This window comes from Methanobrevibacter sp. (assembly GCF_045636185.1).
GTDB lineage: Archaea > Methanobacteriota > Methanobacteria > Methanobacteriales > Methanobacteriaceae > Methanocatella.
Genome location: NZ_JAZTXC010000016.1, coordinates 1 through 8562 on the forward strand (window position 1 = coordinate 1; position 8562 = coordinate 8562).

General features: G+C 32.2%; 12 protein-coding genes, 1 tRNA gene and 1 other RNA gene. 11 read left to right on the top strand and 3 right to left on the bottom strand.

What is annotated here, in order from left to right; genetic code table 11:
* On the top strand, positions 1–621 hold a 621-nt coding region (locus ACKI3Q_RS01235), incomplete at its 5' end, for a Coenzyme F420 hydrogenase/dehydrogenase, beta subunit C-terminal domain (RefSeq protein ID WP_407413504.1).
* 58 nt (positions 622–679) lie between these two features.
* On the opposite strand, the gene map is transcribed toward ACKI3Q_RS01235, so the two are convergent.
* A complete protein-coding gene (gene map / locus ACKI3Q_RS01240; RefSeq protein ID WP_407413506.1) occupies positions 680–1597 on the bottom strand; it encodes a type II methionyl aminopeptidase in 918 nt (305 codons plus the stop codon).
* Positions 1598–1687: 90 nt separating this feature from the next.
* Here map and ACKI3Q_RS01245 point away from each other — a divergent pair, with 90 nt between their 5' ends.
* Together ACKI3Q_RS01245 and ACKI3Q_RS01250 are read left to right on the top strand one after the other, a co-directional pair.
* Positions 1688–2095 (top strand): hypothetical protein, encoded by a 408-nt coding sequence (locus ACKI3Q_RS01245; protein ID WP_407413526.1) that lies wholly within the window; start codon positions 1688–1690, stop codon positions 2093–2095.
* 9 nt (positions 2096–2104) lie between these two features.
* Positions 2105–2608, top strand: coding sequence for a hypothetical protein (locus ACKI3Q_RS01250; protein WP_407413508.1), 504 nt, complete (start codon positions 2105–2107; stop codon positions 2606–2608).
* A gap of 68 nt (positions 2609–2676) precedes the next feature.
* Here ACKI3Q_RS01250 and ACKI3Q_RS01255 read toward each other — a convergent pair whose 3' ends face one another.
* A complete protein-coding gene (locus ACKI3Q_RS01255; RefSeq protein WP_407413510.1) occupies positions 2677–3492 on the bottom strand; it encodes a hypothetical protein in 816 nt (271 codons plus the stop codon).
* A 256-nt stretch (positions 3493–3748) separates the two neighbouring features.
* Between ACKI3Q_RS01255 and ACKI3Q_RS01260 the strand changes: the two genes are divergently transcribed.
* The 4 genes from ACKI3Q_RS01260 (at position 3749) to ACKI3Q_RS01275 (ending at position 5904) form a co-directional block, all read left to right on the top strand.
* Positions 3749–3823, top strand: a tRNA-Met gene (locus tag ACKI3Q_RS01260).
* 21 nt (positions 3824–3844) lie between these two features.
* Positions 3845–4124: RNase P RNA component (gene rnpB, locus ACKI3Q_RS01265), an RNA gene on the top strand.
* Between the two features lie 162 nt (positions 4125–4286).
* Positions 4287–4814 carry a flavodoxin domain-containing protein gene (locus ACKI3Q_RS01270; protein WP_407413512.1) on the top strand — a complete coding sequence of 176 codons (528 nt, stop codon included), beginning with the start codon at positions 4287–4289 and terminating at the stop codon, positions 4812–4814.
* Positions 4815–5031: 217 nt separating this feature from the next.
* Positions 5032–5904: a CPBP family intramembrane glutamic endopeptidase gene (locus ACKI3Q_RS01275; protein ID WP_407413514.1), complete on the top strand. Its 873-nt coding sequence runs from the start codon at positions 5032–5034 to the stop codon at positions 5902–5904.
* On the opposite strand, the gene ACKI3Q_RS01280 is transcribed toward ACKI3Q_RS01275, so the two are convergent.
* Entirely contained in the window at positions 5888–6253 is a 366-nt protein-coding gene (locus ACKI3Q_RS01280; protein WP_407413516.1) for a hypothetical protein, read from the bottom strand. The two genes, ACKI3Q_RS01275 and ACKI3Q_RS01280, sit on opposite strands and share 17 nt — an antisense overlap.
* A 185-nt stretch (positions 6254–6438) precedes the next feature.
* Here ACKI3Q_RS01280 and ACKI3Q_RS01285 point away from each other — a divergent pair, with 185 nt between their 5' ends.
* The 4 genes from ACKI3Q_RS01285 to ACKI3Q_RS01300 all read left to right on the top strand — a co-directional run bounded on the left by ACKI3Q_RS01285 (position 6439) and on the right by ACKI3Q_RS01300 (position 8427).
* Positions 6439–7017 carry a flavin reductase family protein gene (locus ACKI3Q_RS01285; protein ID WP_407413518.1) on the top strand — a complete coding sequence of 193 codons (579 nt, stop codon included), beginning with the start codon at positions 6439–6441 and terminating at the stop codon, positions 7015–7017.
* A 49-nt stretch (positions 7018–7066) separates the two neighbouring features.
* Entirely contained in the window at positions 7067–7528 is a 462-nt protein-coding gene (locus tag ACKI3Q_RS01290) for a hypothetical protein (RefSeq protein WP_407413520.1), read from the top strand.
* Positions 7529–7665: 137 nt separating this feature from the next.
* A complete protein-coding gene (locus tag ACKI3Q_RS01295; protein ID WP_407413522.1) occupies positions 7666–7995 on the top strand; it encodes a hypothetical protein in 330 nt (109 codons plus the stop codon).
* Between the two features lie 21 nt (positions 7996–8016).
* Complete coding sequence (locus tag ACKI3Q_RS01300; protein WP_407413524.1) at positions 8017–8427, top strand: C-GCAxxG-C-C family protein; 411 nt, start codon at positions 8017–8019, stop codon at positions 8425–8427.
* The last annotated feature ends 135 nt before the right edge of the window (positions 8428–8562 follow it).

Here is an 8562-nt window from a genome sequence, read left to right on the forward strand (position 1 = left end):
ATGTCCCCAACTTTATCTGCATTAAAAGATGCTGTTCGTCAAAACGGTCTTGAAAAAGTCGGTGTAGTTGCAACTCCATGTCAAGTACAAGGTTTAAGAAAAGCTAAAGCTTATCCATTTACCAGATTTGTTACCGAAAAAGTAAACTTAATCATCGGTATTTACTGTATGGAAAACTTCCCTATGGCTTCTCTTGATACTTTTGCAACTTCCAAATTAGGATTTGACTCCTTAACTGAAGCTAGTAAAATGGACATCGGTAAAGGTAAATTCTGGTTAACTAAAGACGGTGAAGACAAAGGTTTAGCTATTAAAGAAACTCACGGATACGAACAAGCTGGATGTAACGTATGTCAAGATTACGTTGCTGAATGGGCTGATGTATCCACCGGTTCTGTAGGATCACCTGACGGTTGGTCCACTGTTTTAGTCAGAACTGACGACGGTGAAAGTATCTTTAAAGCAGCAGTTGATGCTGGTGTTATTGAAACTAAACCAATGGATGACGTAAAACCAGGTCTTCCTTTACTTGAAAAATTAGCTAAAGGTAAAAAAGACAAAAATACCAAAGAACGTGAAAGAAGAGCTAAAATGGGAGTACGTATCCCTACAATTTACTAAACTTCTTTCTTTTTCTTTTCTTTTTTTTAAAAAATAGTAATGAAGAGAGCGAACTCTCTTATAATGTTGTAACTGTACAACCTTCTTTTTCTACAATTACTGTATGTTCCTTTTGTGAAACGAAGTGGCCCTTTTTCTCTTTCAGAGGTGCATATGGATAGATTGCCATCGCATCGGCAAGCTGTTTCAATGCAATGTTTCCTCTCCTTTCACCAAATTTCTCGGTTATCCACCGGCCTGAAAACGGCAGGTACTGATTGTTGTTCTGGATATGGTTAAGCACTTTTTGGGTTGATTTCATTCTGAAAGGCTTATTTGCCATATATGAGAAAATATAGTGGCCTGGGGCATCGTTTACATATCCTACACCGTTGGTTGCAAAGGGTTCAATGGCTATTGCCTGACCTTCCTCCAAAACATAAGGATCGTGATTGTCATAGTTTGGAATTGAAATTCCTGCATGCAGGTTATATTGCTCAAGGCTGTGTCCGGTCAGGTTAAATATCGGATTTAAATTGAAGTCTTCTATTGCCTCATGGACTGCGGCACCAATTTTTCCCACTTCAACTCCTGCCCTCACTGTTGCTATTGCAGCCTCAAGACCTGCTGCTGAGGCTTCAATAATTTCTTCATGCATGTTGATTTCATCCTGGGAGTAGTTTTCATCAATGTTTCCTCCTGCCAGTATGGTCACTGCAGAATCTGCTATGCAGCCGTCTATTTCCGCTCCCAAATCCAGTTTGACCATATCTCCCGCATGGATTACTGTATCATCATTAATTGGGGATGTATAATGGGCAGCAACTTCATTAATGGATACGTTGCATGGAAATGCAATTCCTGCACCTTCTTTCAATATTTCTCCTTCTACATATTCCACTAAATCCAATACCAAACATCCTTCCTTTATCATTTCTGATGCATCTGAGCGTATTTTTGAAACTATTTTTCCAGATTTTATATAAGAGTCAATCATAATTATCACTTTTCAATAATAAATGTTATATTTAATAAGATTTAAATATTTATTATATCTTAATTATTAATTGGAGGTCAACTTATGGATATGAATATTCCAGCAATTCCGGATCAAATGTTTTTATTAATTATATTATTAATTGTTTCATTAGTTCTCATTATAATTGTTTACCAATGGAGAAAAGTTGCTCAAGCTAGAACCTCTGTAGATATGCTTGAAAAAGAAATTCAACTTAAAAAAATGTCTATGGTCGAAAAAGACATAGAATCTAAAAGGTTAATGGATAATCCTATTCCTTTACCTCAAGACCAGCAAGACTCTCTTAAAGCTATTAGACAATCAACTAATGATGTAAGAAGTGAGATTGGTTTTTTACACAGTCAAATAAATGAGAGATTAGCAAGATTGGAAGCTCAGACTGAACAAAAGAAATTAGAGAAGATGCTTAAGGAAATCGAAGCTAAAGAAAAGAAGCTCAACAAAACAAAAAAATAGGTGGTAGTTATGGAAGTTATTGAAGCTGTCGCTATAATCATTTTAGTAATTGCTATCGCTGTTTTAGTGTACTATTATTTACTTAACACTCCAGGCACTATGAACAAGCTCAAGTCTTATATTCCGACAAGTGCTGATGCCCATATGAATGAGGTGCTTAATAAAAATACTGAATATAAGGATTTAAATAAAGATAAAGATTCAGAATCTGTAACTAAAAGAATAAAAGTTAAGTTGAGCGACATTGATAAGGCCAGCATCAACACAGATGCTTTCTCCAAAAAACTTGATTCCTTCTTGGATGAAAAAAGTGATGAACTGATTAAAGACTGGTCACTTGCAACAAAACATGATTTGGGAGACCTTGAAGCCAAGTTTGCTGAAACCACAAAATCTGTTGATGCACTTGATAAAGATTATCAGGAATTCAAAAAATCTTCTAAAGAATTCCAGGAAGCTACTGAAGAAAAGTTAAATGATTTGGATAAGAGAATCGAAGCTTTAGAAAAATAATTCTCTTATTTTTTTACTATTTTTGTCCCGGAATACACTATAATAAGACCTTGATGAAATAATATGATTCAATCTTTGTTTTTAATCAAATCTTCTAAGTTATCTATTTTTTCATTTAATTCATCAATTCTTTCATGCAGTTCTTCATTTTTACTATCTTGGTATCTTTTCAATATTCCTGCTGCTAAAGTCGCAGTACCTACACTGGATAATAGGTATCCTCCCCAAACTAAAAATATTGAATTTAATTTTCCAATACTTGTTGATCCTAAAACTGCATAACCATTACTTGTAAAAGCATTTGAAACCATATTTATTGCATTTAATGGAGTAACATGTTCTGCCAGCTGTGTTATAAAGAAACTGATAAATATTATGGTGAATAATAAAAGTATACTCATTCCCAGACCATTGGACTTAGTGTATTCCCTAAATTTATCGTAATATATTTTAATGAAGTACATTAATGCCGGAACATGGATTATGTCCATTATTCCTATGAGGCTATTGTTAAATAGGATATAATTAAGTGAACCATATGGAATTATTAATAATAGTATAATTTTATTTTTTAAAGAGTTTTTGTCTATTTTGCTTGAAATATATAGTGAAAGAAGAATATCAAATATTACAAATAAAAGCAAGTCGTCTTCAACATATACTATGGAATATATAATGTCTACGAATAATAATCCCATCATTATCAAGTAAAATATTTGTCTTAATGTATGGATTTCTTCTTCAGGAAAATATTCTTTCAAATCAAATAGTTTGTTTGATGTGTTTTTAAGTTTTTTAAAAACAAATCTAAAAATAACCATTAAAATTAAGAAGACAATGATTTCTAAAATATATGCTAGCAGTTCTATGTGAGCTATTTCCATTTCAATCCTCTATTTTTAATATTGAAATTAACTATTATTAAATATTTATTATTTTTTTTGTCTATATTCATATTCATTTTTAGAGATGCTTGTGTATTTTTTTTATAATATATAAAATAATATGATGCTGTTAATAGGTTTAATGCTTTAAAAAATTTTTTTCTGTAATATCTTAGGTTTCCATCATTGTCATTTTATAGAAACTTTTATATATTATCTAAGACATAGTATATATGTTAATTATTTTTGTTTTTATAGCAGGGTGGGGTAGTCTGGTGATCCCGCAGGGCTCATAACCCTGAGATCCCTAGTTCAAATCTAGGCCCTGCTACTTTTAATTAATATTTTCATGGCAAGTTAAAGACAGCTGCTGGTTATTTTAACTAAGGAAACTCCGCCCATCACACAGATTATGGCATTGAAAGATGTATGCTGAGAGGCATGGCAATGGAGCAGAAACGACACGGCTTTTAATGGTTGACGATGATATTTAATTGAGGACATTAAAAGAATCGGTGAAACGGCCACCCCATAAGGTGCAAGAACAAAGTTGCTGATGATCACTGTTGTAGGCAAGGTAGTTCGCTAAGATGAATGCTGTTAAAACAGAAGGTGGGTTACTCTTAACAGGCCATGAATATTAATTATTTTCTTTTTTACTAATTATTTAAAGTTTTCATAGAATTTTCATTAATTTTTTATAACATAAACTAAAATATATAATGGGGCAATAAGAAAATAAATGGAACAATAAATTAACATTACATAAAAAGACTTAATCATGGTGCAATATTATGAAAATAATTATTTATGGTTCACAGTATGGAACAACAAAACAATATGCTCAAGAATTATCTAAAAAAACTGGTATCAAAGCAGAAAAATATACTGATATTCAAGATATAAATCAATATGAAACAATAATATATCTGGGAGCTTTGTATGCGGGCAGGGTCCTGGGTATGAAAAAAACTTTAAATAAAATCGAAGATTGTCATAATAAGAAAATCGTAATTGCAACAGTGGGATTGGCAGACCCTAATGATAAAGGGAATATTGGTAGGATAATGGATGGAATAGAAAGACAACTATCAGAGGATATGTATAATCAAGTTAATGTCTATTTTTTAAGGGGTGGAATAGATTATTCTATTCTTAATTTGAAACACAAAACTATGATGGCATTTGCTTATAAAAGATCAAAAAGATTAAAAGAAAAGGAAAGAACAGCTGAAATAAAAGCTATAATAGAGACGTATGGTAAAAAAGTTGATTTCATAGATTTTGATAAGTTAAATCCAATAATTAATGAAATTAAATAGTCATTCTTCTTTTTTTACTATTTTAAATGTTGGAAATGGTGGTAGGATTTGCCAATTTTTGAGAGGTAACCCATCTAATTTTTGGCGGTTTGCTCTTAACAGGCTATGAATATTAATCATTCAATTAATTTTTCGCCAAATATTTTTTTAATTTCATAATATTAATAATTATATATAAACAATTACAGATTATATTTAGAAAATGTCTGGTGAAAGAATGTTGTCCATTATTAAAGAATTTGCAGACAATTCTGAAACATTAAAGGAAGTGCGCAGTAATGTTGAAGAAATGTCTTCAATAAAAGAAATAGGAATTTATATTGGTTTATTTATATTGTTAATTATTATTTTAAAAATATTCGGTTATATATTCATGATATATAGTCCGATAAAGGAAGACATATTTGTTACCCTAGGCAGATTTATAATTGTTCCATTTGTAATCTATTTCTATGTCACTAAAATAGAAAAGCGCAGCTGGAGGAGTATCGGATTTTCTAAAGGCAATGGAATTTCTTCAACTTTGAAAGGTCTCTTGTTCGGTTTTTTAATGTTTAGTGCTGTGGTGGCAATAGGTATGCTGCTTGGACAATTTAGGTTTGAAGGATATGACTTGTCCTCCTTAATTTTAGTAATTCCATATTTCATTCTCTTTGCAATACAGTGTTTCAGTGAGGAAATGTATGCTCGCGGATGGACAATAACCTATTTTTTCAAAAGACACAGTATATTTCTTGCAATGGTAATTAACTGTATTGTTTTTGCACTTCCTCATTTATTCAGTCCTGGAATAGATTTGTTGTCTATTGTCAATATTTTCATCGTTGGAATGGTCTTTGCGGTGATATTTTTAAGATTTGATAATATTTGGGTTTGTGGTGGTGTTCATACTGCATGGAACTTTTCACAGGGAATCATACTTGGATTTAATGTAAGCGGTTATACAACACCGTCAATAATGAAATTCAGCCAGGTGGGTCAAAATCTGATAAATGGGGGAGCTTTTGGACCGGAATCCAGTTTAATCACAACGGCAGTATTCATTATATCACTTATTATAGCTGTTTACTATCCTAATAGTAAAAATTAAAAAAAGAAATCCTAATTTGGATTTTATTGGAATCATTTGCGGTACATGTACATGTTCCATTCGGGTTTTTGGTTGCATTAAAGTATTTTCCGGGAACATATATTCCGCAGGATTCATATTTAGGGTCTTTCGGATTCATACAGTAGACGAGTCCAATTTGATAATATATGTCATTTTCCGAATCATAACTCCAGTTGTTCATGTTGATGGACAGTTTTTGATTCAGTGCAGTTGCATTATATGATGGTCCATTTCCGCTTGGAGTATTTTTGGTAAATAATACAAATGCTCCAGCAAGGACCATTATTGAAATTACTATAATTGCTAGTATTTTATGTATTTTTTGCATGTTATCACCACTGTGTAGCATTCTATAACTCGTAACTGCTATATAATACTTTTTTAATTCCTCTGAAAATTTCTTTTCATGATTGATTGGAGTAAATGAACAGATTTAATTTTAACCTCTATGAATATAGAGTATTTTCTTATTTTAAAACAATTTATTTACTATTAATGTATAAATGTATAATCATGAAAGTCAATCTGAATCCAAAAACAATGATGTTTCCGGCACCTGCCGTTGTTGTATCTGCCTATGATGAAAATGGCAATGCCGATTGCTGTACACTTGCCTTTGCAGCAATGTGTTCTCATCATCCGCCGGCAGTAATGATAGCCATTAACACTACTTTAAAAAGAAAAACCCTTAAAAGTATTCTGTATTCCAATGAATTTTGCCTTGCATTTCCAAGTGTTGAGCATGGAGCCGAAACGGATTATATTGGAATCGCTTCAGGATATGACACCAACAAGCTTGAAGATGTAGGATTTACTTTTAAGGATGCTGAAAAAGTTAATGCACCGATAATAAATGAGTTTAAAATATCTCTTGAATGTAGGGTGATGCATACTGCTGAAGTCGGATCACATACTCAGATAACGGGTGAAATCGTTAATGTCCAGGCAGAAGAGGATGTTTTAAATGAAAAAGGCAAAATTTCATATGAAAAATTAAATCCTTTGTGTTATGATGATGTAAGCCATAGCTATTTTGAAATTGGTGATTTTATTGATAAAGCATTTAAAATAGGATTGAAATACAGGAAATGAATACTGTACATACATATTTTTTTTGATGTTATGATGGTTGGGATATTAAATGAATTTCGGATTTTCATATATTGCTTTAATATTTTTGATAATGCTCTTTGTTCCAAATATTATCTGGGCGAAAAACAAACCTGAAGATTATGATGCTTATTCAAAAGATGAAAATAGGATTTTGACAATAATTGAACGGATTGGACAGGTTTTGATTATTTGTTCCATATTTTTTGCTGATGATATTATCTTCACTCCATGGATATTGATGCTGATTCTGGCTTTCATATTCATGATACTCTATGAATTGTATTGGATTAAGTACTTCAGAAGTCCTAAAACAATGAAAGACATGTATTCCAACTTTTTGGGCATTCCTGTTGCAGGTGCAACCCTTCCCGTTTTGGCATTTCTGTTTTTAGGAATCTATAAGATGAATTTCTTCTTAATTTTTTCAGTGCTCGTACTTGCAATCGGACATATTGGCATTCATCTGGACTATGCAAGGAGGTTAAAGTAACGCTATTAAAAAAAATAATTGATGTGTGTTTTACAATAATTCAATTTTTTTCTATTTAACTTTATTCATTGGTCAATCTTTTAATTTTAAATATTATTGATTTCAATATATAAATACGTGAAAGAGGATATGGTATTATGCGAGATAAAATTACATATGAAGACGTAAAAATGTATCAACATCTTTTTAAATTTGTTCCAGCATTCCTGCTTGAGAGGATGGCTAAAAAAAATTCCAATCTTGTTTTAAAGTTCCACTCTGCTATTACTGCCCGTTTGAAAAAGTTATCTGACCATGAAAAAGACATGTTGAATCTCATATTGAGTAGTGATATTGATGATTTGCAGAATCTGATGGCGGAGGCCTATGAAAAAAGCAATATGAAGCAATATAAAATTTTATCTAATCCCAAATACAGAGAATTTGTCGAATTGAATATCAATGAAATTAGAAAAATTTTAAATTGATTGAAGTTCATATATATTATCATGACTCGTGTTGATGAAGCAGTTTACTTATTTGATAATGGATATATGTGTTCACAGGCAGTTTTTGCCGTGTTTTGTGAAGAGTTTGGACTTTCCAAAAGTGAAGCCTTTAAAATCGGAGCCTGCTTTGGAAGTGGCATGCGCCAGGCTGAAGTCTGTGGAGCATGCACCGGTGCATTAATGGCCATCGGCTTGAAGCATGGTGAGGATAAAAAGACATGTGATGAACTTTCAAACAGGTTTTTTTCAGAATTTGAAAAAGAAAACGGATCTTTTATCTGCAGGGATTTGCTCGGATGCGATATCAGCACTCCGGAGGGTGTTGAAAAAGCACGGAACAATAATCTCTTTAAGGAAATCTGTCCTAAAATGGTTGCCTCTGCAGTTGAGATTACGGAAAAAATCATATGATGGATTTGGCATGGAATATTCTGGTTGGAAACGGGATATCCTTTATTGCAGGAATATTTCTGATTGTCAGTTACTGCGTCAATGACGTGAAAAAAGCCTATAAGTATCAGTTTTTAAATGCATTTGTCCTGGCGA

Excerpts from the sequence above, each read along its gene's own strand:
- map (WP_407413506.1), bottom strand. The coding sequence starts at position 1,597 with ATGATTGACTCTTATATAAAATCTGGAAAAATAGTTTCAAAAATACGC.
- ACKI3Q_RS01245 (WP_407413526.1), top strand. The coding sequence starts at position 1,688 with ATGAATATTCCAGCAATTCCGGATCAAATGTTTTTATTAATTATATTA.
- ACKI3Q_RS01250 (WP_407413508.1), top strand. The coding sequence starts at position 2,105 with ATGGAAGTTATTGAAGCTGTCGCTATAATCATTTTAGTAATTGCTATC.
- ACKI3Q_RS01255 (WP_407413510.1), bottom strand. The coding sequence starts at position 3,492 with ATGGAAATAGCTCACATAGAACTGCTAGCATATATTTTAGAAATCATT.
- ACKI3Q_RS01270 (WP_407413512.1), top strand. The coding sequence starts at position 4,287 with ATGAAAATAATTATTTATGGTTCACAGTATGGAACAACAAAACAATAT.
- ACKI3Q_RS01275 (WP_407413514.1), top strand. The coding sequence starts at position 5,032 with ATGTTGTCCATTATTAAAGAATTTGCAGACAATTCTGAAACATTAAAG.
- ACKI3Q_RS01280 (WP_407413516.1), bottom strand. The coding sequence starts at position 6,253 with ATGCAAAAAATACATAAAATACTAGCAATTATAGTAATTTCAATAATG.
- ACKI3Q_RS01285 (WP_407413518.1), top strand. The coding sequence starts at position 6,439 with ATGAAAGTCAATCTGAATCCAAAAACAATGATGTTTCCGGCACCTGCC.
- ACKI3Q_RS01290 (WP_407413520.1), top strand. The coding sequence starts at position 7,067 with ATGAATTTCGGATTTTCATATATTGCTTTAATATTTTTGATAATGCTC.
- ACKI3Q_RS01295 (WP_407413522.1), top strand. The coding sequence starts at position 7,666 with ATGCGAGATAAAATTACATATGAAGACGTAAAAATGTATCAACATCTT.
- ACKI3Q_RS01300 (WP_407413524.1), top strand. The coding sequence starts at position 8,017 with ATGACTCGTGTTGATGAAGCAGTTTACTTATTTGATAATGGATATATG.